Annotated in this window: 23 protein-coding genes and 2 tRNA genes; 15 read left to right on the forward strand and 10 right to left on the reverse strand. The window is 71.3% G+C overall.

The genetic code is table 11. The annotated features are described in order from the left end of the window. Positions 1–68 precede the first annotated feature (68 nt). Positions 69–1,775 (forward strand): long-chain-fatty-acid--CoA ligase, encoded by a 1,707-nt coding sequence (locus BLT44_RS01490; RefSeq protein WP_010155937.1) that lies wholly within the window; start codon positions 69–71, stop codon positions 1,773–1,775. A 46-nt stretch (positions 1,776–1,821) separates the two neighbouring features. Here BLT44_RS01490 and BLT44_RS01495 read toward each other — a convergent pair. Beyond that, positions 1,822–1,909: transfer RNA gene (locus tag BLT44_RS01495), tRNA-Ser, on the reverse strand. A 225-nt stretch (positions 1,910–2,134) separates the two neighbouring features. Here BLT44_RS01495 and BLT44_RS01500 point away from each other — a divergent pair. Beyond that, positions 2,135–2,776 carry a CHAP domain-containing protein gene (locus tag BLT44_RS01500; protein ID WP_143025943.1) on the forward strand — a complete coding sequence of 214 codons (642 nt, stop codon included), beginning with the start codon at positions 2,135–2,137 and terminating at the stop codon, positions 2,774–2,776. Here the strand turns inward: BLT44_RS01500 and BLT44_RS01505 are convergent. The 8 genes from BLT44_RS01505 to dnaK all read right to left on the reverse strand — a co-directional run bounded on the left by BLT44_RS01505 (position 2,773) and on the right by dnaK (position 11,827). After that, a complete protein-coding gene (locus BLT44_RS01505) occupies positions 2,773–3,999 on the reverse strand; it encodes a glycosyltransferase (RefSeq protein ID WP_074689847.1) in 1,227 nt (408 codons plus the stop codon). The genes BLT44_RS01500 and BLT44_RS01505 overlap by 4 nt on opposite strands. Positions 4,000–4,001: 2 nt before the next feature. Then, entirely contained in the window at positions 4,002–5,189 is a 1,188-nt protein-coding gene (locus tag BLT44_RS01510; RefSeq protein WP_010155932.1) for a glycosyltransferase, read from the reverse strand. A 94-nt stretch (positions 5,190–5,283) separates the two neighbouring features. Beyond that, positions 5,284–6,564 (reverse strand): MFS transporter, encoded by a 1,281-nt coding sequence (locus BLT44_RS01515; protein ID WP_074689848.1) that lies wholly within the window; start codon positions 6,562–6,564, stop codon positions 5,284–5,286. 89 nt (positions 6,565–6,653) lie between these two features. After that, positions 6,654–7,925, reverse strand: a complete 1,272-nt coding sequence (locus tag BLT44_RS01520) for a class I SAM-dependent methyltransferase (protein ID WP_010155929.1) — start codon at positions 7,923–7,925, stop codon at positions 6,654–6,656. Further along, on the reverse strand, positions 7,913–8,335 hold the full coding sequence (locus BLT44_RS01525) for a heat shock protein transcriptional repressor HspR (protein WP_196794984.1): 423 nt from the start codon (positions 8,333–8,335) through the stop codon (positions 7,913–7,915). Before BLT44_RS01525 ends, BLT44_RS01520 begins: the two co-directional genes overlap by 13 nt. A gap of 84 nt (positions 8,336–8,419) precedes the next feature. Continuing rightward, the gene (locus BLT44_RS01530) at positions 8,420–9,373 is read right to left on the reverse strand and encodes a DnaJ C-terminal domain-containing protein (RefSeq protein WP_010155927.1); all 954 of its coding nucleotides are present in this window, start codon (positions 9,371–9,373) and stop codon (positions 8,420–8,422) included. Then, positions 9,366–9,974, reverse strand: a complete 609-nt coding sequence (locus BLT44_RS01535) for a nucleotide exchange factor GrpE (protein ID WP_010155926.1) — start codon at positions 9,972–9,974, stop codon at positions 9,366–9,368. The genes BLT44_RS01530 and BLT44_RS01535 overlap by 8 nt, the downstream gene beginning before the upstream one ends. A gap of 2 nt (positions 9,975–9,976) precedes the next feature. Then, positions 9,977–11,827 carry a molecular chaperone DnaK gene (gene dnaK, locus BLT44_RS01540; RefSeq protein ID WP_010155925.1) on the reverse strand — a complete coding sequence of 617 codons (1,851 nt, stop codon included), beginning with the start codon at positions 11,825–11,827 and terminating at the stop codon, positions 9,977–9,979. Between the two features lie 297 nt (positions 11,828–12,124). Between dnaK and BLT44_RS01545 the strand changes: the two genes are divergently transcribed. From BLT44_RS01545 to BLT44_RS01565, 5 genes are all read left to right on the forward strand, one after another. Continuing rightward, a complete protein-coding gene (locus BLT44_RS01545) occupies positions 12,125–14,854 on the forward strand; it encodes a SpaA isopeptide-forming pilin-related protein (protein WP_143025945.1) in 2,730 nt (909 codons plus the stop codon). Positions 14,855–14,948: 94 nt separating this feature from the next. Continuing rightward, positions 14,949–16,331 (forward strand): SpaH/EbpB family LPXTG-anchored major pilin, encoded by a 1,383-nt coding sequence (locus BLT44_RS01550; RefSeq protein WP_010155923.1) that lies wholly within the window; start codon positions 14,949–14,951, stop codon positions 16,329–16,331. A 29-nt stretch (positions 16,332–16,360) separates the two neighbouring features. Beyond that, positions 16,361–17,251: a class C sortase gene (locus BLT44_RS01555; RefSeq protein ID WP_010155921.1), complete on the forward strand. Its 891-nt coding sequence runs from the start codon at positions 16,361–16,363 to the stop codon at positions 17,249–17,251. Between the two features lie 96 nt (positions 17,252–17,347). Further along, complete coding sequence (locus tag BLT44_RS01560; protein WP_010155920.1) at positions 17,348–18,667, forward strand: MFS transporter; 1,320 nt, start codon at positions 17,348–17,350, stop codon at positions 18,665–18,667. A gap of 44 nt (positions 18,668–18,711) precedes the next feature. Then, positions 18,712–19,986 carry an ATP-dependent DNA helicase gene (locus BLT44_RS01565; protein ID WP_010155919.1) on the forward strand — a complete coding sequence of 425 codons (1,275 nt, stop codon included), beginning with the start codon at positions 18,712–18,714 and terminating at the stop codon, positions 19,984–19,986. Between the two features lie 100 nt (positions 19,987–20,086). Here BLT44_RS01565 and BLT44_RS16095 read toward each other — a convergent pair whose 3' ends face one another. Next, positions 20,087–21,148, reverse strand: coding sequence for a biliverdin-producing heme oxygenase (locus BLT44_RS16095; RefSeq protein ID WP_331270906.1), 1,062 nt, complete (start codon positions 21,146–21,148; stop codon positions 20,087–20,089). Positions 21,149–21,267: 119 nt separating this feature from the next. On the opposite strand from BLT44_RS16095, the gene BLT44_RS01575 reads away from it, so the two are divergent. The 8 genes from BLT44_RS01575 (at position 21,268) to BLT44_RS01605 (ending at position 26,516) form a co-directional block, all read left to right on the forward strand. After that, on the forward strand, positions 21,268–22,524 hold the full coding sequence (locus tag BLT44_RS01575; RefSeq protein WP_010155917.1) for a serine hydrolase domain-containing protein: 1,257 nt from the start codon (positions 21,268–21,270) through the stop codon (positions 22,522–22,524). 63 nt (positions 22,525–22,587) lie between these two features. Then, positions 22,588–22,658, forward strand: a tRNA-Gly gene (locus BLT44_RS01580). A gap of 247 nt (positions 22,659–22,905) precedes the next feature. Then, positions 22,906–23,073: a hypothetical protein gene (locus tag BLT44_RS15510; protein WP_155819025.1), complete on the forward strand. Its 168-nt coding sequence runs from the start codon at positions 22,906–22,908 to the stop codon at positions 23,071–23,073. A 263-nt stretch (positions 23,074–23,336) separates the two neighbouring features. Next, complete coding sequence (locus tag BLT44_RS01585; RefSeq protein ID WP_143025946.1) at positions 23,337–23,618, forward strand: hypothetical protein; 282 nt, start codon at positions 23,337–23,339, stop codon at positions 23,616–23,618. A 276-nt stretch (positions 23,619–23,894) separates the two neighbouring features. Beyond that, positions 23,895–24,788 carry a CPBP family intramembrane glutamic endopeptidase gene (locus BLT44_RS01590; RefSeq protein WP_010155915.1) on the forward strand — a complete coding sequence of 298 codons (894 nt, stop codon included), beginning with the start codon at positions 23,895–23,897 and terminating at the stop codon, positions 24,786–24,788. A gap of 123 nt (positions 24,789–24,911) precedes the next feature. Continuing rightward, positions 24,912–25,772, forward strand: coding sequence for a cytochrome c oxidase assembly protein (locus BLT44_RS01595; protein WP_010155914.1), 861 nt, complete (start codon positions 24,912–24,914; stop codon positions 25,770–25,772). After that, positions 25,769–26,287, forward strand: coding sequence for a DUF2243 domain-containing protein (locus BLT44_RS01600; RefSeq protein ID WP_010155912.1), 519 nt, complete (start codon positions 25,769–25,771; stop codon positions 26,285–26,287). Before BLT44_RS01595 ends, BLT44_RS01600 begins: the two co-directional genes overlap by 4 nt. A 28-nt stretch (positions 26,288–26,315) precedes the next feature. Beyond that, positions 26,316–26,516, forward strand: a complete 201-nt coding sequence (locus tag BLT44_RS01605) for a hypothetical protein (protein WP_029608172.1) — start codon at positions 26,316–26,318, stop codon at positions 26,514–26,516. Positions 26,517–26,604: the final 88 nt, after the last annotated feature.

A 26,604-nucleotide genomic window follows, 5' to 3' on the forward strand; every position in this document is an offset into this window, starting at 1 on the left:
CTATAGTGCCTCGCGCGGCCGAGCGCCATATGCTGTCGCGCCGAGGGGGGAGGCGGCAGGATGGAGGCATGAACGCCGCTCCCTTCGCTGCTCGACCCTGGCTGGCCTCGTACGCGGACGGCGTGCCCGCCGATATCGAGGATCCGTGGCAGACGCTCCCCGAGATGCTGACGGCGAGCGTGCGCGCCTTCCCCTCCCGCGTCGCGCTCGAGTTCTTCGGGGCGAGCACGACCTACCGCGAGCTGGGCGAGCAGGTCGACCGCGTGGCCGAGGGCCTGCGCCGCATCGGCGTCGCGAAGGGCGATCGCGTCGCGATCGTGCTGCCCAACTGCCCGCAGCACGTGGTCGCGTTCTACGCGGTGCTGCGACTCGGCGCCGTCGTCGTGGAGCACAATCCGCTGTACACCGCGCGCGAGCTGCGCCACCAGTTCGAGGATCACGGGGCGCGCTTCGCGATCGTCTGGAACAAGGTCGCCGACACCGTCGCGGGCTTCCCCGCCGATCTCGCCCTCGAGCGCATCATCAGCGTCGACCTCACCGCGGCCATGCCGCGGTCGAAGCGCCTGCTGCTGCGCCTGCCGCTCCCCGCCGCGCGCGCCTCGCGGGCGAAGCTGACCGCCGCGCCCCGGGCGAAGGATCTCCTCGACTGGAAGGAGCTGCTGCGGCACCGACGCGTGTCGCGGCGCGTCGCCGCCCCCGAACTGCACCACCTCGCTCTGCTGCAGTACACGAGCGGCACCACCGGATCCCCCAAGGGGGCGATGCTGACGCACGCCAACCTCCGCGCGAACGCCATGCAGGGCGAGGCCTGGGTGCCCGGCCTGCAGCGCGGCGAGGAGACCTTCTACGGGGTGCTCCCCCTGTTCCACGCCTACGGCATGACGCTCTGCCTCACCTTCGCGATGAGCATCGGCGCGAAGCTGGTGCTGTTCCCGACGTTCGACGTCGGGCTCGTGACGGCGGCCGCCCGCAAGAGCCCGCCCACCTTCCTCCCCGCCGTGCCCCCGATCTACGATCAGCTCGCGCGCGCCGCGTCCCGGGGGTCTCTCGACCTCTCGAGCGTGCGCTTCGCGATCTCCGGAGCGATGAGCCTGCCGGTGGCGACGGTCGAGCGGTGGGAGGAGACCACCGGAGGCCTGCTCGTCGAGGGGTACGGGATGACCGAGAGCTCGCCCGTCGCGCTCGGCAACCCGATCGGGCCGACCCGGCGACCGGGCACCGTCGGCGTGCCGTTTCCGAGCACCGAGATCCGCGTCGTCGACCCCGACGACCCGAACGTCGACGTCGCCCTCGGCGATCCGGGTGAGCTGCTGCTGCGCGGGCCGCAGGTCTTCCAGGGCTACTGGGGCCGTCCGATCGAGACGGCAGAGGCGCTGCTGCCCGGCGGGTGGCTCAGAACCGGCGACATCGCCGAGGTCTCGGAGGACGGCTTCGTGACCATCGTCGACCGCCTCAAGGAGCTCATCATCACCGGCGGCTTCAACGTGTCGCCGAGCGAGGTCGAAGACACCCTGTTCGCCCACCCCGACGTGAACGCGGCCGCCGTGGTGGGGCTCCCCCGACCCGACGGCGGCGAGGAGGTCGTGGCCGCGGTGGTGCTGCGCGACGGCGCCGAGCTCGACCCCGGCGCCCTGCGAGACTTCTGCCGCGCGCGGCTGACGCCGTACAAGGTGCCGCGCCGCTTCGTGCAGGTCGACGAGCTGCCGCGTTCGCTCATCGGCAAGGTGCTGCGCCGCAGCGTGCGGGAGTCGCTGCTCGCGGGCTCGGGCGAGTGAGCCGCTGAAACGCAGCGGGGCCCGCCGCAGTGCGACGGGCCCCGAATGGCGGAGGATGGGGGATTTGAACCCCCGAGGGCGTGAACCCAACACGCGTTCCAGGCGTGCGCCATAGGCCGCTAGGCGAATCCTCCTCACTGGCCGAAGCCAGCGCGCACCAGTCTAGCGGGTTCTCGCTGACACACCGAACCAGGGGTCGAGCCGGGCGGCCGCGAGCCCCGAGCTTCGCGCGCGATCACGCCGAAGATGTACGCGAGCTGACTACCGGACTTGAAAGTAACGGAACGGTAACGCATACTAGGTGAGGCGCTCGGGCCATCCGCCCGGCGCTTTGTGTTGGAAAGTCCGGAGTTTATCGCGTGAATGTATCTGCCAAGGTGTTCGTAGTCGGCCTGGTTTCTTCAGTAACCTTCGCCGTCGGCGCAGCACCAGCGGCGGCCGAGGTGCCTCTCGAGAGCTTCTCCTCGCCGGCCGCAGCCGTACAGCCCGTTACGACCGTCGCTCAGCAGCTCGACACCACGGAGGACGCCCTCGCCGGCGCCTCGATCGAATCGGTGCTGCAGGTGGAGCAGGATGTCGCATCGGTGCCGCACGGATACGACGTCGAGGCGGCCATCGAGCTCGCGAAGAGCGAGATCGGCACGAGCCGCCCCACGGGCTGGAACGCCCCGGGCGAGTGCATCATGTCGGCGCAGCGCTGGGTCAAGGCCGGCAACGGCGCCTGGACGGGCAGCGGCGATCCGGTCGCGAACTACACGGGCGCGACGCGCATGTCGCTCGCCGACGCCGAGCCGGGCGACATCATCCAGTACGAGTACACGGCCTCCCCCACCTCCTGGGTGACCGGCGTGCACACGGTGCTCATCACCGAGGTGAACGACGACGGCACCTTCACCATCATCCAGTCGAACAGCCCGGGCGGATCGGGTCTCGTCACCGAGGAGACCGACTGGACCCCGGCACCGCCGGAGGGCTTCACCGCCGCCGTCTGGCGGTTCTAGACCGCGCGCCAGTCGCCGGCCGTCAGCACGGCCTCGTACACCGCGAGCATCTCGGCGGTGCGGGCCGACTGCAGAAACCGCGGAGCGGCCGTCTCGTCGACGCGCAGCGCTCCGGGGCGGGCCGCGAGATCTGACACGGCCTGCCGCAGCGTACGGGCGAGGGCATCGACCGATCCGTCTGCGACGACCCACTTCTGCGCCACGTCCACGTCTTCGGCGATCTCCGCATCCGAGAAGACGGTCGGCGTGCCGAGCGCGGCGGCCTCGAACGGCGTGAGCCCCTGCGTCTCGAACCCGATGGAGGTCTGCACGAGCGCATCCGCGTCGCGCAGCGCGGCGAGGGCCGACGCGTAGGGCACGGGCCCGGCGACCGTCACGCGGTCGGCGAGGCCGAGCGCGGCGATGCGCTCCTCGACGCGCGACAGCAGCAGCCCCGCCCCGTGCAGCGTCACATCGGCGTCGATCTGCGCGCGCCCGATCGCGTCGATGAACTCGAGCACCCGCTTCTCGTGGCTCATGCGCCCCAGCCAGACGAGCTTCGGCCGTCTCCGCTCGGAGCGGGCGACGCGCCGAGCGGCGTTGATCGCCTCGTCGTCGACGCCGTTCGGGGTGACGAGCACCTGCGTGCTCACGCCGTGGCGCTGCAGCGCGTCGGCGAAGTGCTGCGACGGCGCCGTGACCGCGTCGGCCTCGGCCGCGAGCTCCGCCAGGTAGCGCCAGGCGCCGCGCGACGCCCGATCCACCGCGCCGCGTGCGCCGCCGAGGGCGAGGCGCCGCCAGACGCGCAGCCCGGCGAAGGCGAGCGGCGCGAGCGGCGTGACGGCGCGCGTGCCCTCGTCGACGTGGTTGTGCATCGTGTGCACGATCGGCGCGCGCAGGCCCCGCGCGGCGCGCACCCCGGTCATCGCGCCCCAGAAGTCGCCCTGCACGTGCACCAGATCGACCGGCGGTCGCTCCGCGAGCGCGCGGGCGAGGGCGCGGTCGGTGCGCCGCCCGGGCCACGTGATCCCGTACTCGCGATCGCGGGTGATCGGCCGAGAGGGGAGGTCGATGTACGCCTCGCGATCCGCCGCCGCCGTGGCGTGCCCGCGACGGTGCAGGGCCGGGGCCGCCACCGTGACCCGGTGCCCGAGCCGCTCGAGCGCGCGCCGCTGCATGCGGATCGCCACCTGCACGCCGCCCAGCGACTCCGGGTGCTGGTCGGTGACGACGAGGATGTGCATCGTCAGCGCGCGTCGGCTTCGCCGCGGTACAGCTCCTCGAACGTGTCGAGGGTGCGGTCGATGTCGTGCACCGTCACCGCCTCGAGCGAGGCCTGCTGCATGCGCAGGTACTCCTCGGGGGTCTGCCGCAGCACCTGCGTGATGCGGCTCGCGAGCTCGCGGTCGTTGCCGGCCTGGAAGAGGTAGCCGTTCTCGCCGTCGTGCACGAGGTGCGGCAGCGCCATCGCGTTCGCGGCGACGATGGGCAGGCCCGACGCCATCGCCTCCATGGTGGCGATGGACTGCAGCTCGGCGATGGATGCGATGGTGAACACGCTCGCGCTCGTGAGGTGCGCGCGCAGCTCGGCGTCGGTGACGCGGCCGGTGAACTCGACCCGGTCGGAGATGCCGAGGTCTGCGGCGAGCTTCTCGAGGTGCTTGCGCTGGTCGCCGTCGCCGACGACGGTGAAGTGCACGTCGAGGTCGGCGTCGAGGCGCGGGATCGCGCGGAGGATGACGTCGATCTCCTTCTCCAGCGTGACCCGCCCCACGAAGACGAGCGTGTTCGCGGTGCGGGGCGTGAGGTCGGCGGTGTAGTCGGAGGCGCGGAGCCCGCAGCTCACCGGCCGCACGCCGCGGCGGTGCGTGTTGCGTTCGAGGAAGTCGGCGGCGCGGCGCGTGGGCGTGGTGACGGCCGCGGCGAGCCGCAGCACGCGATCGGCCGCGTTCCAGCCCCAGCGCACGAAGAGCCGCTTCGCCTTCTCGGGGAGCAGGGTGAAGTCGAGCACGTTCTCGGGCATCACGTGGTTGGTGGCGACGATGCGGATGCCCCGCTTCGCGCCCTCAATGGCGAGCGCGCGGCCGATGACGATGTGCGACTGGATGTGGATCACGTCGGGCTGCACGCGGTCGAGCAGCGTGCGGGCGTAGCCGCGCGCCCGCCACGGCAGCACGAACCGCAGCCAGTCGTGCGGGTACCAGCGCCAGCTCGCCCACCGATGCACGGTCATCTGCTCGCCCTCGATGGTCTCGACGAAGCTGCCGTGCTGGCTGTGGCGCTTCGACGGTGCGACGACGTGCACGTCATGCCCCCGCTGCACGAGACCGGCGGAAAGCCGCTCGGCGAACCGTGCGGCTCCGTTCACATCGGGCGAGAAGGTGTCGCAGCCCTGCAGAATGCGCAGGGGCGCCTGGCGATCGGTGGTGCTCACGGTGCGCGGGAGTCCTTCGGTCGGAGATGAGTGCGGGTTCGCGCGTGCGGTGCGCGAAGCGCCTCCAGTCTACAAAGCGCAGCTCAGCGCACGTTCAGTCGCCGGATCGCGGCGGCGTTCTGCTGACGTGCGGCAGGTAGCGCGGTATCCAGCGGGCGAATCCGACGGCTCCGACGACGGCGAGCGCCCCGGCGGCGAGACTCGCCACGGGCAGCGAGACGGCGGCGAGCGCGGAGACGGCGAGGGGCGCGACGGCGCCGCCGAAGTCGGTGAGGGTGCGCCAGGCTGCGAGGAAGGGGGCGGGCCGTTCGGAGGGGGCGAGATCGGCGCCGAGGGTCATGTTGATGCCGCTCGACAGGCCGTTGCCGAGCCCGACGACGACGGCGATGGCGAGCAGCCACACCGCCGCCCCGGGGAGGTCGTGCGTGCCGGCGAGCACCAGGAAGCCGGCGGCCATCACGATCATCGCCGGGAGGCTCGCCCAGAGCCGGCCGTAGCGGTCCATGATCTGGCCGCTCGTGTAGAAGAACAGGAAGTCGACGGTGCCCGAGATGCCGACGACGAGCGCCACCTGGGTGGCGTCGAGCCCGATCGAGACGCCCCAGAGGGGCAGCAGCACGTCTCTGATCGATCGCATGCCCGAGAGGATCGCGGCGGCGCCCCCCACGCGCAGCAGCGCCGCCCCGCCGTCGCGCACCGCGCCCAGCACGCCGGTGCGCGGCGCGACGCCCGCAACCTCCCGCTCGCCCGCAGCCTCCGGCTCGCCCGCAGGGCCCGGCTCGCCCGCAGGGCCCGGCACTCGGCGCTCGGGATCGGGCGCCCACGCGACGAGCCCCGAGGCGAGCACGAGGCACGCGACGAACGCCCAGACGGGCGCCTCGGGATCGCCGGTCGCCGCGATCACGGCCGCCGCGAGGAACGGGCCGACGAATCGCCCGAGCCGGTTCGTACCGCCGAGCAGCGAGAGCGCACGCGCCCGGAAGCGGAGGGGCACGCGGGTCGCCATGAACGCGTGCCGCGCCAACCCGAAGGCGGCCGCCGCGAAGCCGATCAGCAGCACGGCGACGCCGAGCAGCGCGGGCGTCGGGGCGAAGGCGAGCCCGAGGCACCCGACGAGCGCGACCGCCGCCGCGATCAGCATCGCCGCGCGCTCGCCCGCCCGCGATACGACCCAGCTGGCGGGGAGGTTGCCGAGCACCTGGCCGACGACCGCGGCCGAGGCGATCACCCCGGCGAGCGCGAGGTTCGCGCCCATGTCGACGGCGATGACGGCGACGAGCGGCAGGATCGCGTACTCGCCGAGCGAGAAGAGCACCGACGGCCCGTAGATGCTCGGGGCCAGGCGCCACAGGAATGCGGGGGCGGAGGTGGTCATGTCGGTTCCACAGTACTCGCGGCGGGCCGCGAAGCCTCGCGGCTCGGTGCGGCGCGGCACGCAGCGCGTCGTCGGGGGCTCGGGCGGCGTCAGGCGTCGCGCGTCGCCGCGAGCACCGTGAACGCGGAGGTGCGCGCGAGCTGCCGCACCGGGCCGACCTCGCGCTCGACCAGGGGCCGGTACCTGAGGTGCGAGTTGAAGACGAGCCGCAGCTCGCCCCCCGGCGCGAGCGCGCGGCGGCACGCCCGGATCAGCCGGTGGCCGACGCCCGCGTGCACGGCGGCACCCGAGTGGAACGGCGGGTTGAGCAGGATCAGATCGGCCCAGCCGTCGGGCACCGCTTCCAGGGCGTCGGCGCGGTGCACCGCGATGCGATCCGCCACTCCGGCCGCCTCCGCGGTAAGCGCCGTCGCCGCGACGGCGGCGGCGGACTGATCGGTCGCGAGCACCTGCGCGCCCGGAAAGCGGCGCGCAGCCGAGACCGCGAGCACGCCGTTGCCGCAGCCCAGGTCGACGACGGCGGCCGGGTCGCGGCGCACGTCGCTCAGGGTGCTGAGCAGCAGTCTGCTGCCGTGGTCGAGCACGGGGCCGCCGAAGGTGGCGCCGAACGCCGCGATCGAGAAGTCGAGGTCGGGGTCGTCGCCCCATTTCGGAAAGCGCGCCGGCTCGTCGGCTCGATCCCGCGGCGACTCGGCGCGCAGCACGCGCGACTTGCGCCAGCCGAGCCCTGCCGTGACGTTCGCGAAGTCGCGCCCGAGCACCTCGTTCATCGCGCGCGTCATGTGCTTCACCCGGCCGCCCGCGAACACGCGCACCTCGGGCGCGGCCCAGCGGGCGATCGCCTCCGACACCTCGGCGAGCGCTTCGAGGCCCCGCGGCAGCTGCAGCAGCACGACGCGGGCGCCGGCCAGCAGGCCCGCATCGAGCGGGTGGTGGGTGTAGCGCGCGGTCAGCTGCAGACGCGCGGCGTTCTGGTCGAGCGCGCGCTCGCCGAGCAGAGCGTCCTGGTGGGTGCGGATGCCCCGGGCGCCGAACAGCGTCGCCGCCCCGAGGGTGAGCGCCCCGTGGCGATCTCCGATGACCGCGATGTCGGCGCCGTGCACCGGTTCGGCGGGCGGGCGCTCGGCGAGATCCTCGACCGCGGAGCGCAGGATGAGCTGATCGGCCGTGTCGTGCGCCTGCAGTTCTTCGGCGTCGAAATCGGGATCGCGCGTCAGCTGCGCGAAGAGGTCGGCGAGCCGCTCGTCGGCGTCTCCCGGAGCGGAGGCGCCTGCCGGTGCGGAGCCGTCTCCCCCTGCGGGGGCGCCTGCCGGTGCGGAGCCGCCTCCCCGACCGGAGGCGTCTGCGCTCACGGCTGCCACACGACGACCTCGGCGTTGCGGCGCATGCGCGTGCCCCGGCGCAGCGTCACCACCTCGCCGCCGGCCGAGCCCGCCGCGAAGACGCGTCGGTCGGGGCGCTGCAGGCGCTCCTCGGTCAGCGCCCGCTCCAGGTCGCGCACCCGGCCTTCGAGCTGACGCACCTGATCCTCGAGATCGAGCACCCGCCTGATGCCCTCGAGGCTGAGCCCCTCCGCCGACAGCCGCGCCACCTCGCGCAGCCGGGCGACGTCGTGCAGCGAGTAGCGGCGCGTGTTGCCGCGGGTGCGCTGCGGCGAGACCAGGCCGACCCGATCGTACTGCCGGAGGGTCTGCGGGTGCATCTCGGCGAGCTCGGCGGCCGCGGCGATCGCGAACACCGGCGTGAAACGGTCCATCTGAGGACTCGCCATGATGCTGACCTGCTTTCGTGAGACTGGGCGGGGAGCGGAGCGGCAGATGCACCGCGCTCCGCTCCCCGATCGATCAGGGGTGGGTCACCCCTTCGCGCGAGCCAGGAGATCGGCCCGCGGGTTCTCCTGCGGTTCGACGGCCCGGAATGCTTCGAGCGCCTCCGTCGCCTCGGGCGACAGGTGCGAGGGGACGACGATCTGCACCTCGGCCAGCAGGTCGCCGGTGCCCTTCGAGCTCGACACCCCGCGACCCTTGACGCGCAGCACCCGCCCGCTGGGCGTACCGGGCTGCACCTTGAGCTTCACCGGGGCGCCGCCGAGCGTCGGCACCTCGACCGTCGCGCCGAGCGCGGCTTCGGAGAACGTCACCGGCAGCTTGACGCGCAGGTTCTGACCCTCGCGCTCGAAGACGGGGTGCTTGCGCACGCTCACCGTGAGGATGATGTCGCCTGCCGGCCCGCCCGTCGGGCTCGGTTCGCCCTTGCCGCGCACCTTGATCTTCTGGCCGTCGGCCACGCCTGCGGGAATCTTGACCTTGACCGAACCGGTCGAGGCCTGCAGCGTGACGGTCTTGCCCTGCACGGCGGTCTCGAAGTCGAGCGTCGTCGTCGCCTGGATGTCGCGTCCGCGCTGCGGGCCCTGCGGGGCCCCGCCGCCGAACATGCCCCCGAAGATGTCCTCGAAGCCCTGCGGCCCGCCGGTCTGGAAGTGGGTGTTGCGCCCGCCTCCGCCGAACATGCCGCCGAACACGTCCTCGAAGCCCTGGCCTCCGCCGCCGCCCGCCGTGAAGCGGGCACCGCCGGCGCCCATCGCGCGGATCTGGTCGTACTCCGCGCGCTGCTCGGGATCGGAGAGCACCGAGTAGGCCTCGCTGATCTCCTTGAACTTCGCCTCGGCCACGGTGTCGCCCGGGTTCGAATCCGGGTGGTACTTGCGTGCGAGCTTGCGGTACGTCTTCTTCAGCTCGGCGTCGCCGACATCCTTCGAGACGCCGAGGAGCTGGTAGAAGTCCTTATCGAGCCAATCCTGACTAGCCATCCGCTCCCACCGCCACCGCGACCTTGGCGGGGCGCAGTTCGACCTCGCCGATGCGATATCCGCGCTCGATGACGTCGAGCACCGTCTGCTGCTCAGTGCCGGGAACCGGGACCTGTGCGATCGCCTCGTGGATCTGCGGGTCGAACACCTCGCCCGTCTCTCCGAAGCTCTGCACGCCGATGCGCTCGAACGTACCGCGGATCTTCTGCGCGATCGTCGCGAAGGCGGAGCCCTCGGCGAGGTCGCCGTGCTTCTCGGCCCGATCGAGGTCGTCGAGCACCGTGAGCATCGGGGAGACCGCCGCCGCGATGGCGCGCTGCTTCTCGATGGCGGCGTTCGCCTCGGTGCGCTTGCGGTAGTTGGCGTACTCGGCCGTCAGCCTCCGCAGGTCGTCGAGGTACGGGTTGTCGGCATCCGCCGACGCTCCGGCGTCCGCGCTGTCGGCATCTGCCGCGGCGTCGCTCTGCTCCGCCTCCAGGATGTCCTCGACCGTGAGATCGGGCTGGGGCGCGGAGCCGGAGTCCTGCGACTCCGGCTCCTGAGCAGGAACCTCGTCAGCGTTCGGGTCCTCCCCGGGCGTGCGCTGTTCCTCGTTCGCCATGGTTACTTCTTCTCCTCATCGTCTTCGACGACTTCGGCGTCCACCACGTCGTCGTCGTTCGACGGCTGCTCGGCGCCGCCCTCGGCCGGCGCCTCGGACTGGGCCGCCGCGTAGATCGCCTCGCCGAGCTTCGTCTGGCTCTGGCCGAGCTTCTCCGAGGCGTTCTTCACGGCCTCGTCGTCATCGCCCGCGAGCGCCTGCTTCAGCGCGTCGAGGTCGCCCTGCACCTCGGTCTTCACGTCCTCCGGCAGCTTGTCGTCGTTCTCCGAGATGAGCTTCTCGACCGAGTAGGCGAGCTGCTCGGCGTTGTTGCGCACCTCCGCGGCCTCGCGCCGCTGCTTGTCCTCAGCAGCGTGCTCCTCGGCCTCGCGCACCATCCGCTCGATGTCCTCCTTCGAGAGGGTCGAGCCGCCCGAGATCGTGATCGTCTGCTCCTTGCCGGTGCCCTTGTCCTTCGCGGAGACCTGCACGATGCCGTTCGCGTCGATGTCGAAGGTGACCTCGACCTGCGGCACGCCGCGCGGAGCCGGCGCGATGCCGGTCAGCTCGAACGTTCCGAGGTTCTTGTTGTCGCGGGTGAACTCGCGCTCGCCCTGGAACACCTGGATGGCCACCGACGGCTGGTTGTCCTCCGCAGTGGTGAAGGTCTCGCTGCGCTTCGTCGGGATGGCGGTGTTGCGCTCGATGAGCTTCGTCATGATGCCGCCCTTGGTCTCGATGCCGAGCGACAGGGGCGTCACGTCGATGAGCAGCACGTCCTTGCGCTCGCCCTTCAGCACGCCGGCCTGCAGGGCGGCGCCCACGGCCACGACCTCGTCGGGGTTGACGCTCTTGTTGGGCTCCTTGCCGCCGGTGAGCGACTTCACGAGCTCGGTGACGGCGGGCATACGGGTCGATCCGCCGACGAGCACGACGTGCGCGATGTCGGAGACCTTGACGCCGGCCTCCGCGATCACGTCGTTGAACGGCTTGCGGGTGCGCTCGAGCAGATCCTTCGTGAGCTCCTCGAACTTCGCGCGCGACAGGGTCTCGTCGAGGTTCGCCGGGCCGTTCTCGGTGAGCGAGAGGTACGGGAGCTGGATCTGGGTGCTCGTCGAGTTCGAGAGCTCCTTCTTCGCCTGCTCCGCGGCCTCCTTGAGGCGCTGCAGCGCGATCTTGTCCTTGGCCACGTCGACGCCGGTGGAGTTCTTGAACTGCTGGATCAGCCACTGCACGATGCGCTGATCCCAGTCGTCGCCGCCGAGGCGGTTGTCGCCCGCGGTGGCGCGCACCTGGATCGTCGAGAAGTCGTCGTCCTTGCCCACCTCGAGGAGGGAGACGTCGAAGGTGCCGCCGCCGAGGTCGAAGACGAGGATCAGCTCGTCCTCCTTGCCCTTATCGAGCCCGTAGGCGAGAGCGGCCGCGGTCGGCTCGTTGATGATGCGGAGCACGTTGAGGCCCGCGATCTCACCGGCCTCCTTCGTGGCCTGACGCTCGGCGTCGTTGAAGTAGGCGGGCACGGTGATGACCGCGTCGGTCACCTTGTCGCCCAGGTAGGTCTCGGCGTCGCGCTTCAGCTTCTGCAGCGTGCGGGCGCTGATCTCCTGCGCAGTGTAGCGCTTGCCGTCGATCTCGTCGGTCTTCCAGTCGGTGCCCATGTGGCGCTTGACCGAGGAGATGGTGCGGTCGACGTTCGTGACGGCCTGGCGCTTCGCGGTCTCGCCGACGAGCACCTCGCCGTCCTTCGTGAATGCGACGATGGAGGGGGTGGTGCGGAGGCCCTCGGCGTTCGCGATGACCGTGGGCTCGCCGCCCTCGAGAACCGCGACCACCGAGTTCGTGGTGCCGAGGTCGATGCCTACTGCGCGTGACATATGTGCTCCTTCTGTCGATCGGGTCGGGAGGCGGGGCGCCTGCCCGGGTCTGCACTCGCGATCGCACCCCCGCGGCTCGCGGCGATGCACGATGTTGAGCCTGATGGACTCAAGTTTACTCGGGCTCCGCCGCAGGTCAAGTCTGCGGCGCGAAAGTTGAGCCCAACCCACTCAACTCTCAGCTTGCGCCTCGGAGTCGCCTATGCCTACGACATGCGGGCGGGTGACGTCAACCTCGCGCGTCGCCCTTGAAAGTCTGAGAGGAACCTGCATAGGCTGGGATCGTCCATTTGGGGGATGGGTATCACAGAACTGCGAGGGGGATCGCAGCGCTTCCGCATCGTCCATTCGGCGCGACACCGCCAGTCGCTGCCGAAAGCATTCGCACCACGTTTCCCCGCCGGAGCACTGACGATGTACTGGAGAACCCGCCCGCGCAGCGCGACGGATCCCCGACGGAGCGCGCTCGCGCTGCGCAGATGCACCACCGCCGTGCTCGCCGCGCTGCTCTGCGCGACCGGCGCCCAGCTCGCCCCGCAGGCGGCGATCGCGACCGGCGAGGCGGCACCGGCCGAGTCGACCGCCGAAGCGCCCGCCGAGACGACGACGCCCGAGGCCCCGGCTGACGCCGAGGAGCCCGAGCCGACCGCCGACGCGGGCGACCCCGCCCCGACGCCGCAGCCCGCCGACGAGACGCCCGAACCCACCGAGCCGACCGACCCGAGCGCCGAGCCCCCCGCACCCGAGACGCCCGATCCGAACGCCAACGGCCCGCCCCGGTTCACGGGAGACGCGAGCGCCGAGGCCGCACTCGCCTGCGTCGCGGGCACCTACTACTCGGTGTCGTCGACCGGCCAGCTGCGATCCGTCACCGGCCAGACGGTGACCAACATCAGCCCGCCCGCCACCGGAGTCACGAGCTTCAACGGCCTCGGGGTCGGAACGGGCGGCGAACGGGTCTACGCCTACGAGCGCACCAACACCGGGCGCACCGCCACCATGTGGTCGTTCAACACCACGACGAACGCCTGGACGAACACCGGCCACACCTACAACACGACCACCGCGGCGAACGGCGCCTACACCGGAACGCTCATCGCCGGCGCGGTGAATCAGAGCACCGGCAACTTCAACTTCGGCGGATTCCAGTCCGTGACCGTCGGCGGCACCGCGACCCTGCAGTTCAAGATCTGGCGATACGTTCCCGCGACCGGCGCGTTCACCTACCTCGGGTACATCAATGCGGGCGCCGACTCGGGCCAGGGCGCCAACGGCGACCTCGACTTCGACGCCAACGGCAACATGTTCATCCTGCGCGGCACGGGCACCACGGCCACCCTGCACTCCGTCACCGCGGCGAACCTCGCGGCGGCGAACGGCGGCCTGATCCCCTCGTCGGCGCTCAGCAGCTTCGCCTCGCAGTCGAACGTCAACGGCATCGCGTTCGACGCCAGCGGGCGCCTCTTCCTCGGCTCGCAGACCACCGTCGAGGCGTACACGATGCCCGGTTTCACGAACCGCCAGGTCGTCAACTCGACGCTCACCGACAGCACCGACCTCGCCTCGTGCTCCCCCCCTCCCACCGTCACCGTCGAGAAGCGCGTGAACGCCCGCGCCAAAGCGGAGGATCAGTTCACGCTCAGCCTCACCAACGGAGCCACCACGGTGGGCACCGCCACCACGAGCGGCGACGCCGTCGGCGTGCAGACGCAGCGCGTCGGGCCCGTGCCCACCGGCCGCGGAGCGACGCTGACCTTCACCGAGACGGCCGCCGGGCAGACCCGACTCTCCGACTACACCACCGCCTACGAGTGCCGCGTCGACGGCTCCACCACCCCGCTCGTCTCCGGCACCGGCACCTCGGGAACCCTCACCGTGCCCACCACGGGCCAGTCGATCGTGTGCACGTTCACGAACTCCACCCGGCCGGCGACCCTGCGCGTGAACAAGGTCTGGGTGGTCGACGGCCAGCAGTTCGCCCAGGGCAGCCAGCCCGCCGGCATCAACGCGACCCTCGGCCTCTCACCGCAGGGCACCACGACGGGCGCCCCGCAGTGGGGGCAGCAGCGCAGCGGCTTCGCCGTGGGCCAGAACGTCGCCGTCTCCGAGCAGGTGACCCTCGATCCCGCGGTCGTGCCCGGCTGCCGGCTCACCGCCGCGACGATCTCGGGATCCGGAATCACGGGAACGCCGGCACTCGGCGCACCCACCACCGTCACCCTCCCCGCCGCCGCGAACGAGCTCACGATCACGAACACCGTCACCTGCGAGCAGACCCTGACGCTCGTCAAGCAGGTGACGAACAGCTTCGGCGGCGCCCTCGCGCCGGCAGCGTGGAACGGGCGGCTGCACGCGCAGCAGACCGGATCGCCCCGGCTCGACTTCACCACCGGCCAGACGCGCACCGTCGCCACCGGCGCCTACGTGATCAGCGAGCGCCAGCTCGACGGCTACGACCTCACCGGCGTGGCCTGCCAGGGCGCCGCCTTCTCCGCCGCTACCAGCACGCTCACCATCGCGCGCGGGCAGCAGGCCACGTGCACCCTCACCAACCGCGACCTGCCGGGCGACGTCACCTGGTCGAAGGTCGGGCCCGACGGCGACGCGCTCGCCGGATCCCGATGGACCCTCACCGGCCCGGGGTCGACCGCCGTCGTGATCGACGACTGCACCGCGGCCTCCGCCGCGGCCTGCACGGGCCGCGACGCGAACCCCAGCGCCGGCGGCTTCCGCGTCACCGGCCTCGCCTGGGGCGATTACACGCTCACCGAGACCTCCCCGCCCGCCGGGTTCGTGCGCGACCCCGCCGTCCACCGATTCACCATCACCGCGACGCAGCGCACGGTCGGCCTCGGCGCCTACGCCAACGCGCAGGTCACGGGCCCAGAGCTCCCCTTCACCGGAGGCGCCGGATCCGACGCCTTCACGCTCATCGGCGCATCGATCCTCGGCGGCGGCGTCATCGCCGCCATCGCGCTCGGGCTTCGACGAAGGGCGGTGAGCCAGGCACCCCGCGCCACTCCATGACTCGCAGACGCACGCATCACCGCCCGTCACGCACCACGCACCCACCAACTCACGCACTCACGCTGATTCCCTTGCAGGAAAGGACCCACACACCATGAGACGCACCGCCTCCCACCTCTGGGGCTTGCTCGCCGTCGGCGCCATCGCCGCGGCGGCGATCGTCGCCGCGCCGGCGGCCCCCGCACTGGCCGACAACATCGACCCCGCGGCGCCGACCTCGCTCACCATCCACAAGTACGCCGGCAGCGAGGGCGCCGAAGGCGACGGCTCGGAGATCGCCGACCCCTCGGGCCTCGGCACCCCCCTCGCCGGCGTCGAGTTCACCATCACCCCGGTGACGGCGAGCGCGTCGGGGCCGATCACGCTCACGACGCCGGCCGGCTGGGAGCGCGCCAGCAACCTGACGCCCGCCGACGTGCGGGGCGGCGGGTTCACGCTCGGCACCCCGACCGTCGTCACGACGGGCGCCGACGGCAGCATCAGCTCCGCACTGCCCATCGGCCTGTACCTGGTCGAGGAGACCGATCCCGGCGGCAACAACGTCGTGTCGCCCGTCGATCCCTTCCTCGTCACGCTGCCCACCCCGGCCGGCGGCGGCGAGTGGACGTACGACGTGCACGTCTACCCCAAGAACCAGCTCAACGCGACCACGCCCCAGAAGACCGTCGCCGCCCCAGACACGCTCGTGCTCGGCGCACCGGTCACCTGGACGATCACGGCGCCCGTGCCCGCCCTCAACCAGGGCGGCACGTACACCGACTTCACCATCATCGACGCCCTCGACCCGCGGCTGTCGTTCGTGAGCGCCACGATCCGCACCCCCGGCTTCGCGCAGGGCACCGACTACACTGTGACGAACACGGGCGGAACGGTGACGATCGCGCTCACCGCCACCGGGCGTGCACAGCTCGTCGCTGGCGCGATCCTCCACATCGGCGTCGTCACCGAGGTCGACAGCCTCGGAGGCGACGGCGTCGTGACGAACCAGGCGACCGTGCGCACCAACGGGGCGCCCGCGCTCACCGGCGTCTCCAGCACCAACTGGGGCGCGCTGCAGATCCTCAAGCACGTCGCCGGCGACCAGACCGACCCGCTCGCCGACGCCGAGTTCGCCGTCTTCAGCGACGCCGAGGCGACCGAGCAGATCGCGACCCTCACCACCGACGAGACCGGCACCGCCGACATCTCCCTGTGGACCGGCAACGACGCGACCTCCGAGCGCTCCTACTGGATCCGCGAGACGGTGGCCCCCGCCGGCTTCATCCTCGACGCGCAGCTGCGCGAGATCGTGGTGCCCGCCAGCGGCACCGCCGACCCCGTCGTGCTCGCCGTGGCGAACGCGCAGCGCACCGGGCCCGATCTGCCGCTCACCGGCGCGCAGGGGCAGCTGTGGCTCTCCGTCGCGGGCGTCGCCGTGCTCGCCGCGGCCGTCGGCGCGGCGCTCGTCGTCGCGCGCAAGCGTCGGCAGCACCGCTGAAACGCGACCGCACGCGGCACCGGCGTCCGGTGACGGCCGCTGACGCCGGGCGGGGGCGCACGACCCCCGCCCGGCGTTGGCGCGCTCCCATCGCGCCGCTGATCATCGCACTCGTCGCGCTGATCGGGCTCACGATCCTCGTCTACCCGACGGCCGCCGCCTGGTTCGCGCAGCGCGAGCAGTCGCGGCTCCTCGGGGAGGCGGGTGAGGTGACCGACGCCCACGCGGAGCGCAACGCCGCGAGCATCGCCCAGGCCCGCGAGTACAACGACGCCCTGCGGGCCGGCGCCCGCATCGAGGCGAACGAGCGCCTCCCCCTCGGCGGCGGCGAGATCGCCGACGACGCCCTCGACTACCGCGCCGTGCTCGACGACGACGCGACCGGAGTGATGACGCGCGTGCGCATCCCCCGCATCGACGTCGACCTGCCGACCTTCCACGGCACCTCCGACGAGACGCTGCTCCGCGGGCTCGGCCACCTCGAGGGCACCTCGCTCCCCGTCGGCGGTGCGGGCACGCACGCCGTCATCACGGGGCACCGCGGGCTCGCGGACGCCCGCATGTTCACCGACCTCGACCGGGTGCGGGTCGACGACACCCTCACCCTGACCACCTTCGGCGAGGTGCTCGCGTACCGCGTCGTGTCGACGACGGTGGTCGATCCCGATCAGACCGAGTCGCTGCAGGCGCAGGAGGGCCGCGACCTCGTCACCCTGGTGACCTGCACCCCGCTCGGCATCAACTCGCAGCGCATCCTCGTCACCGCCGAGCGCATCTACCCGACGCCGAAGGCCGACCGCGAGGCGGGCCTCGCCGACCCGCACGCGAGCGACGCGCCCTGGTGGGCCGCCATTCTGGGCGGCGGCGCGCTCGTCGCCGGCGTCTACGTGTGGCGCAGCGGAATCGTCTCGGTGCGCTGACGCCCGCGCGGGTCGGCGCACCGAACGGCCGGGCCCGAGGTGAACGACGCGCGAACACGACCACCGCGGCACCCCCGGCCGGGCTACGCTGATCCCATGAGCGACCACGTGCTGCCTGCTCCCGCCGCCCCGGGCACGGGCGCCCCCGAATCCGTGCGGAGGCGAACCGTGCTCGCCTGGTCGCTGTGGGACTGGGGCTCCGCCTCGTTCAACGCGGTCGTCACGACGTTCGTCTTCAGCGTCTACATCACGAGCGCCCCGTTCGGCCCGGAGGAGAAGGTCTCGCGCGAGCTCGGCATCGCCCTGCTCGTCGCGGGCATCGTGGTGGCGCTCTTCGCCCCCGTGATCGGCCGGCTCACCGACCAGGCCGGCCGTCGCAAGACGTGGCTCGCGATCAACACCGGCATCGTGGTCGCCGCGACGCTGCTCATGGTCTTCGTCGCGCCCGACGAGCAATTCCTGATCTTCGGCCTCGTACTGCTCGCCATCGGCAACGTCGCCTTCGAGTTCGCGAGCGTCAGCTACAACGCGATGCTCGGCCAGATCGCCACCAACCGCAACGTGGGCAAGATCTCCGGAATCGGCTGGGGCATGGGCTACCTCGGCGGCATCGTGCTCCTCGCACTGATCCTGGTCGGCTTCATCTTCCCCGAGGTGGGCTGGTTCGGCGTCACCTCCGACGGCGCCTGGAACGTGCGCATCGCGATGCTGCTCGCCGCCGTGTGGTTCGCGGTGTTCGCGATCCCCGTGTTCTTCGCGGTCCCCGAGATTGCCGCCGCCGCCCACCCCGAGCACACCGGGCGCTGGTTCCTCCGCGCGTACGCCGACGTGTTCCGCAGCATCGCCGGGCTCTGGCGCGACGCCCGCCAGACCCTGCACTTCCTCATCGCGAGCGCCGTCTTCCGCGACGGGCTCGCCGGCGTGTTCACCTTCGGCGGCGTCATCGCCGCGCGCAGCTTCGGGTTCGACAACACGACCGTGATCCTCTTCGCCATCGCGGCGAACGTGGTCGCCGGGCTCGCGACCATCGTCGTCGGGTTCTTCGAGGATCACCTCGGCGCGAAGCGGGTCATGGTCTCGTCGATCGTGCTCATGGTGATCTGCGCCATGCTCGTCTTCGCGCTGCACGACGCCGGCACCTGGGTGTTCTGGGTGTTCGGCCTCATGCTCTGCATCTTCGTCGGACCCGTGCAGTCCGCCAGTCGATCCTTCCTCGCACGGCTGATCCCCGCCGGGCGGGAGGGCGAGATCTTCGGCCTCTACGCCACCACCGGCCGCGCGGTCTCGTTCCTCGCCCCCGCCGGCTTCACCATCGCGATCGCCATCGGCGGCGAGACCATCTTCGGGATCATCGGCATCGGCGCCGTGCTGCTCATCGGCCTGCTGCTGCTCCTGCCCGTGCGCACGACGCGGTGAGCCGGCACGCCCCGGCGGCGCGCCCGGGGCAGTAGCCTGTTCGGGTGCCCCGTCCCGAACTCTCCGCCGAGCAGCGCGCCGTCTACGAGCGCATCGAGCACACCCGCGAGCACCTGTTCATCACCGGTCGCGCCGGCACCGGCAAGTCGACCATTCTGAACCACCTGTCGTGGAACACCAGCAAGATCATCGCCGTGTGCGCCCCGACCGGTGTGGCGGCGCTGAACGTCGGCGGCCAGACCATCCACTCCCTGCTGCGGCTCCCCACCGGCATCATCGCCGACCACGACCTCGACCAGCCGGCGGAGCTCAAGAAGATGCTCGCCGCCATCGACACCCTCGTGATCGACGAGATCTCGATGGTGTCGGCCGACCTCATGGACGCGATCGACCGCTCGCTGCGCCTCGCGCGCGGCAAGCGGCACGACCCCTTCGGCGGGGCGCAGATCATCATGTTCGGCGACCCGTACCAACTGCCCCCCGTGCCGCCGCGCGACCCGCACGAGCGCGCCTACTTCGCCGACACCTACCGCTCGCTGTGGTTCTTCGACGCGAACGTGTGGAAGTCGGCGCCGCTCTCCACCTTCGAACTGCTCGAAGTGCACCGGCAGCGCGACGACCGGTTCAAGCAGATTCTCGGAGCGGTGCGCCACGGAGTCGTCGCCGAGGATCAGGCGAACGAGCTCAATGCGGCCGGCGCCCGCCCCGCGCCCCGCGACGTCATCACCCTGGCGACCACGAACGCGACCGTGAACCGGCTGAACGCGCAGCGCCTCGCCGAGATCAAGGGATCGTCGCTGCGCGCCGTCGCCGAGATCAACGGCGAGTTCCGCGAGAACACCTACCCCGCCGACGAGGTGCTCGAGCTGAAGCCCGGGGCGCAGGTGATGTTTCTGCGCAACGACCCCGACGGCCGGTGGGTGAACGGCACCATCGGCACGGTGTCGCGCGTCTCGGGCACCGTGTGGGTGGAGGTGGATCGCGAGGAGTTCGAGGTCGAACCGATGGTCTGGGAGCGGTACCGCTACCGGTACGACTCGGAGACGAAGAAGCTCGAGAAGGAAGTGGTCGCCGAGTTCGAGCAGTTCCCGCTGCGCCTCGCCTGGGCCGTGACCGTGCACAAGTCGCAGGGCCACACCTACGACGCCGCGATCGTCGACCTCGGGCCGCGCGCCTTCAGCGCCGGGCAGACCTACGTGGCGCTGAGCCGCGTGCGCTCCCTCGACGGGCTCTACCTGCAGCGGCCCCTGCAGCCGCGCGACGTGATCGTCGACCCGAACGTCGTGCGCTTCATGCGCGGCAAGGAGGAGACGGCGTAAGCGGTGCGGGCGTCGCCCGGGCGCTGCCATCGCGAACGTCGCCCGGGCGCTGTCGGTGTGAGCATCGCCCGGGCGCTGCCGCCGTGGGCTGCGCTCCCGGCTACGCCGCCGCGAGCTTCGCCTGGCCGAGGTCGCGGAACACCGCCGTGTTGAACGCGTACGCCGTGCGCACCTCGTCGAGCATGCGAGCCCGCTCGTCGGCGTCGAGCTGCGCGCCGAGCACGTCGAGCGCGGCTCGGTAGCGGTTCTTGAACTCGGCGAGATCGCCCAGCTCGGCGAAGTCGTAGAACGCGATGCCCGCGCCCGGCAGCCCGTGCTGCTTCGCCACGCGTTTCGCGATGTACTGGCCGCCCGACAGGTCGCCGAGATACCGGGTGTAGTGGTGGGCCACCACGCCGGCGACCCAGCCCTCGGCGGCGACCTCGCGCATGCGGGCCGCGTACTCGAGCGTCGCCGGCACGGCGACGATCCGATCCCGCCAGTCCGCGCCGATCAGGTGCGCGAGATCCGCCTCGAGGGCGGGCAGGCGCACGAGCGCGGGCGTGTGGAAGCCGGCGAACCGGCGGTCGCCCGCGACCCGATCCGCTGCCGCCTCGAGCGCCTCGTACATGAAGTAGTGCTGGGCGACCAGGTCGACGTAGTCCTGCAGCGACCCCTTGCCGCGCATGATGTCCTCCATGAACGTCGCGCCCTCGCTGTCGGAGTGATCCGACCACGAGCTCTCGCGGATGATCACCGAGAACGGGCGATCGGCCGCCGCGTCGGCGCCTTCTCCGGCTGCCTCGGCGCCGTGGGCTGAGCCGCCCCCGTGGGTCTCGTCGGCGGCGTGCCCCGCGCCGGGGTGCGAGGTCGCCGGCTCCTCGTGCTCGCCGCGCGCCGGAACCCCGAGCTTCGCGCACGCGGCGATGTACAGCGCGACCACCTCTCGGCGGATCTCGGGCCGCTCGGCGATCGGGCCGCCCGGCCACGCCACCGACAGGTCGTGCTCCCCGTCGGCGTCGGTCACGCGCCACAGGCCGGCGGCCTCGGTCACGCCGACCATCGTGCTCGCCGTCGCGCCGGGATACCCGAAAGCGCGCGCGATCAGGAGGTTGTCGTCCGTGTGGTCGCCGTTCATGTGCCCGGTCACTCCCGAGATCACGTCATCCGAAAAAATCGTCACCAGGTCAGTCTAGTAAGGGTTGCCTCACTTCACTCCACCCCGCCGCGAACTTCTCAGTCGCACGCACTAGACTCCCGTGTGTTCTGTGTCCAATTCACCCTCGAGATTGGCGGTCGAATTTGATTCCGCGCTTTGCCCCTCGCACTCGCCTGCTGGCCGTCGGTGCCATCATCGTCGCCTCGCTCGGTCTCACGGCGTGCACCGGCGGCGGATCGGTGACGAGTGCGGCCGACGTCAACACCGTCGACGAAGCCCTCGCGACCGGCATCGACGACGCGGTGGCCTCGGCGATGCAGCAGAGCGGATCGACCGAGGCGATCGTCGGGGTGTGGGACAACGCCGGGGGCGAGTATCTGCGCGGCTACGGAGACAGCGGGGTCGACGGCTCCACGCTCATCCGCGGCGCGCAGGCGACTCAGCCGGTCATGTGCGCCCTCATGCTCGATCTCGCGGCCGAGGGCCGGATCGACCTCGACGGGAAGGTCTCCGACGACCTCACCCGCCAGTCGGACATCGAGGACGTCACCTACCGCCAGCTGTGCGACATGCGATCCGGCCTCATCGACTACAAGGGCGCGTTCACCGACATCTTCGCGAACAACCCGACGCGGCCGTGGGCCGAGCAGGAGCTCATCGCGCAGGGGCTCTCGCAGTCGCCCGGCTCGTGGCCCGGCCTCGACTTCCACCAGTCCGACACGAACATCGTGCTGCTGGCGCGCGCACTCAAGGTGAAGACGGGTGAGGATCTGCCCGACCTGCTGCGCAACCACGTGTACTCGGATGCGGGCATGGGATCGACCTACTTCCCCGACCTCAGCAGCACCACGGTGAACGGCGAGACGCTGCAGGGCCTCACGTACCCGTCGAGCGGCGGCAAGGCGGTCTGCGATGCCGAACCCGTCGAGGTCTCCGAGGTGTCGCCGTCGATGCTCGCGGGCGCGGGAGCGACCGTCACCACCGCCACCGACCTCAAGAAGTTCTACGACAGCTACCTCGACGGGGCCTTCGGCGAAGACAGCGCCGGTCTCATCACCGAGGCCTTCCCCACGAAGAACCCGGCGCGCGATGAGAACGGCGAACCGACCGAGGAGATCGCCGCCGAGGGCCGCCTGTGGAGCTTCGGCGTCGAGAAGATCGGCCCGCTCTACGGCCGCACCGGCGCGATGACGGGCACCCTGACCGCCGCCTACACGGATCCCGAGAGCGGCTTCTCCGTGGTCGTCGCGCTGAACAACTCGTCGGCGGGCACCGGCTTCGTGCAGTCGCTCGCCCTCAAGCTCGCCGCGCTCGCGCAGGCGCAGGGCGTTGCCCCCGAGCTCACGTGGACGGTGGAGCAGCAGGACGAGGCGCTCGCGAACACCGCCGTCTGCCAGTAGCGGGGCGCGGGGCCGCGACTTTCTGCTACGGTTGATGAGTCGGAATCTTCGCGGTTCCCACGCGGGGATGTAGTTCAATGGTAGAACTTCAGCTTCCCAAGCTGATAGCGCGGGTTCGATTCCCGTCATCCCCTCCGAGCGGGCCCTTTCCTCCACGATTGGGCCCGTTCTTTGTTTTCGGCGGCCTGCGCCCCACCGCGCGAAACCGAGGGTTCACGGCGAAACCGAGGGCATTGCGTGAGAATATGCGCTCGGTCTCGCGCCATTCCCTCGGGTTCGACCCGCAGCAGGCGGATCCATCATCCTTCGCGAACCGCCATCGCCCGGATATCCCCCGCACGGGGGAAGCGGCCACGGAGCTCGCCGTTTACCGTGGATGGCATGAACAGCACCGAGAAGAAACGACTCAACTGGTGGGCCGCGTTCATCGGGTTCGGGATGATCCTGCCGATCGCATGGCTGTCGTTCGACAACTTCACATCGGCGATCATCATGGCCGGTGCGGCGGGGATGGCCGGGCTGTTCCTGTTCCCCACCCGAGATCGCTGAGGCATCGCGGCCGCGAGCCCGAGGGTTCGCGCCGAGAGCGAGGGTTCGCGACGAGGCGAAACCCTCGTGGTCGGCGCAACCCCTCGTGGTCGGCGTGAGCGGGCGCCCCCGAGTGGTTCTGCGCGGCCTTCGCCCGGCAGCCAGTAGCGGTCGGGCCTGGATGTGGATCGCGGTCGCCCTCGTCGCGATCCTGATCGTGCTGCGCCTCTTCGCGACGCAGTGGCACACCTGGTCGGTCGCGGCGCCTCGCTAGGCTGCCTCGTATGTCCACGCCCCACCAGGATGCTCGCGTGATGCACCTCATCGCGCTCACACTCGGAACCGCCTCGGTCGTCGCAGCCTTCACGCTGCCCGGAGGCCTTCTCTCGTACCTCGTGAGCGCCGCGGTGAGCCTGATCGCGGCCGCGTACTGCCATCGCGCAGTGGCGCGCCCGGGCGACCTGCTGTGGACGGCGATCACGGGAATGGTGCTGAGCTACCTCATGCTGCTGCTCTCGCTCGGACTGCTCATCGTGCGCCTCACCCGAGTCTTCATGGGGTTGTGACGGGCCTCGCTCCCGACTCTCCGGAGCGCTCGAGCGCGAGGGCGCCTCGAGCGCGAGCTTGCATCGAGCGCGAGCTCTGCATCGAGCGCGAGCGCGAGGGTTCGCGCCGAGAGCGAGGGTTCGCGACGAAGCGAAACCCTCGTGGTCGGCGCAACCCCTCGTGGTCGGCGCGAGCGTACGCACACGCACCGCCGGAAGCACTGGTGCGAGCAGCGCCCCCCGTCGTAGTCTCGAAGCGGATCTCGACCGGCGGGATGCCGCTGAGGAGGCGACCGCATGGAGCACGATCACACGGGCTCGGGCACGGGCACGGGCACGGGCACGGGCACAGGCTCGGACTCGCGCTGGGCGCGGTTCTGGAATGCCGGCACGTGGTGGAAGGCCCTCCTCCTCGTCGTCGCCTACTGGGGCGCGTATCAGCTCATCGCGCTCGCGGTGACCGCTGCCGCAGGCCCCGCGCTCGGCGACGACCCGCTGACGTCGCCGCTCGGCGTCGTCGTGGGCATGGCGCTGCCGATCCTGCTCTCGGGCGCGCTGCTGCTGGTGTTCGCCCGCTCAGTCGGGTGGTTCGGCGCGCTCTTCGCCCGGCAGCCGGACAGCGGTCGGGCCTGGATGTGGATCGCAGTCGCCCTCGTCGCGATCCCGATCGTGCTGCGCCTCTTCGCGACGCAGTGGCACGCCTGGTCGGTCGCGCTCGTGCTCTCGCTGCTCCTGCTCGGGCTGTGCGTGGGGTTCACCGAGGAGGTCGCGACCCGCGGCATCGTGGTGCAGATGCTGCGCCACGGCGGATCGGGCGAGCGCGCAGTGCTCGTACTGTCGTCCGCGTACTTCGCGCTGCTCCACGCCGGCAACATCCTCCAGGGCCAGGCCGGCGCGACGGTGGCCCTCACCGTGGTCTACACCTTCGGATTCGGCGCGATGATGTACCTCGTCGTACGCGTCACCGGGCAACTGATGTGGGCGATTCTGCTGCACGCCGCCACCGATCCGACGACCATCCTCGCGACGGGCGGCATCGATGCGCATTCGGCGGCGCTCGGCGGCTCAGCCGGCCTGCTCGGAATCGCCGGAGTCTTCAACTTCGTGTACGTGCTCGTCGCGGTGGTCGCGATCTTCCTCGTCAAGCGCGGGGGAGCGCGCGATCGGGCCGTCGCCACGCAGACCGGCTGAGTCGCTCGCAGCTCGTCGAGCACGAGGACGTGCGACGAGAGCGCCCGGCGCGCGCGTCAACCCTCCCCCGCGGCGGCCGGCCGATGCCTAGCCTCGTGGCATGAGTTCACGAATCGGGGCGCTATGACGCCTGCGCACGTGCACGGCGGGGAGGCGAGCGCGCCGGGCGCCGAGCTGATCCTCGCCGTTCCCGCCCTCGCAGCCGTGACCGTCTACGTCGCGGCTGCGGTGATCGAGACGCGCCGCGGGCGCCCCTGGCCCTGGCATCGCACTGCCTGCTGGATCGCCGGAGCGCTGTGCGCAGCCGCGGGCTTCGTCGGGCCGCTCGCCGCGGCCTCCCACGGCTCCTTCGTCGCGCACATGGGCGCGCACCTGCTCGTGGGAATGGTCGCCCCGCTGCTCCTCGTGCTCGCCGCGCCGATCACGCTGGCGCTCCGCGCGCTGAGCGTCGATCCCGCCCGTCGGCTCAGCCGCGTGCTGCGCAGCCCGGTCGCGCGCGTGCTCGCGCATCCCGTGGTCGCCGCGGTGCTGAACGTCGGAGGCATGTGGGTGCTCTATCGCACGCCCCTGTACGACGCGATGCAGCGGGACCTGCTCGTGCACTGGCTCGTGATGCTGCACTTCATCTTCGCCGGCACGCTCTACACCGCGGCACTGGTCGGCGTCGATCCGTCACCGCACCGGTCGGGGTTCGCGCTGCGCGCGGGGGTGCTCGTGGTGTCGCTCGCCGCGCACGGGGTGCTCGCGAAGCTGCTGGTGGCGGAGCCGCCCCCGGGCATCTCGGCTGCCGAAGCGGAGGCCGGCGCGCAGCTCATGTTCTACGGCGGCGACGCGGTCGATTTCGTGCTGATCGTGCTGCTCTGCGCGGAGTGGTACCGCGTCACCGGCAGGCGGATGCGCCGCGAGACCGCCGGCCGCGCCGCCCCCGCACCCCCGATTCGCCCTGCCGACGCGACCCGTCGCCCGAGAGGAGCCTCCGTATGACCCGCACGTCTCGCCGCCGCACCGCCGACCCGCTGCGCAACCGCTCGTACTGGGCGGCGTTCCTGCTCGGGGTCGCCGCGATGGCCGCGATCGACGAGATCGTGTTCCACCAGATTCTCGCCTGGCACCACTTCTACGACGCCGCGACGCCGCGCATCGCCCTGCTCTCCGACGGACTGCTGCACGCCGCCGAGCTGTTCGCCTTCGCGTTCGGATTCTTCCTGATGCTCGACGCGCGGCGCCGCGGCACGCTCTGGGCGTCGGCCGCCTGGGCGGGGTTCGCGACGGGGCTCGGCCTCTTCCAGCTCTGGGACGGCGTCGTCGACCACAAGGTGCTGCGCCTGCACCAGATTCGGTACGGCGTCGACCTGCTGCCCTACGACATCGCGTGGAACACGGCCGGCGGGCTGCTGCTCGTCGCCGGGGTCATCTGGACCGCGGTGCTCGCGCGAGGCGGCCGCGACGCGAAAAATGCGCGCGAAACGCGAAAATCCCATTATCACGATGTGACGTAACCGCCTGACACCCTGTACGTTTTTAAGTATGGATACGACTAGTTTTCAGCGCCTTCCGCAGAGCATTCAGCAGATGGTGCTCGATGGCCTGGACAACGAGGTGCAGGCCGGGCTCGAGCGGCTCGACAACGCGAAGAAGGACGGCACGCTCGCTCCGGAGCAGACCGCCGCACTCGAGGGCGACATTCGCCGCGCGGCCGAGCTGCGCAACCGCTTCTCGCCGGCCTGACCCGCGGGCCGGTCTGCGATCGGTGCGCGCGAGCGGCGGATCGCGAACGCCGGCGAGCCGCAGCGCTCCATTGCGTCGAGTGACGGAT

The sequence above is a fragment of the Leucobacter chromiiresistens genome, from assembly GCF_900102345.1.
Taxonomy (GTDB): Bacteria; Actinomycetota; Actinomycetes; order Actinomycetales; family Microbacteriaceae; genus Leucobacter; species Leucobacter chromiiresistens.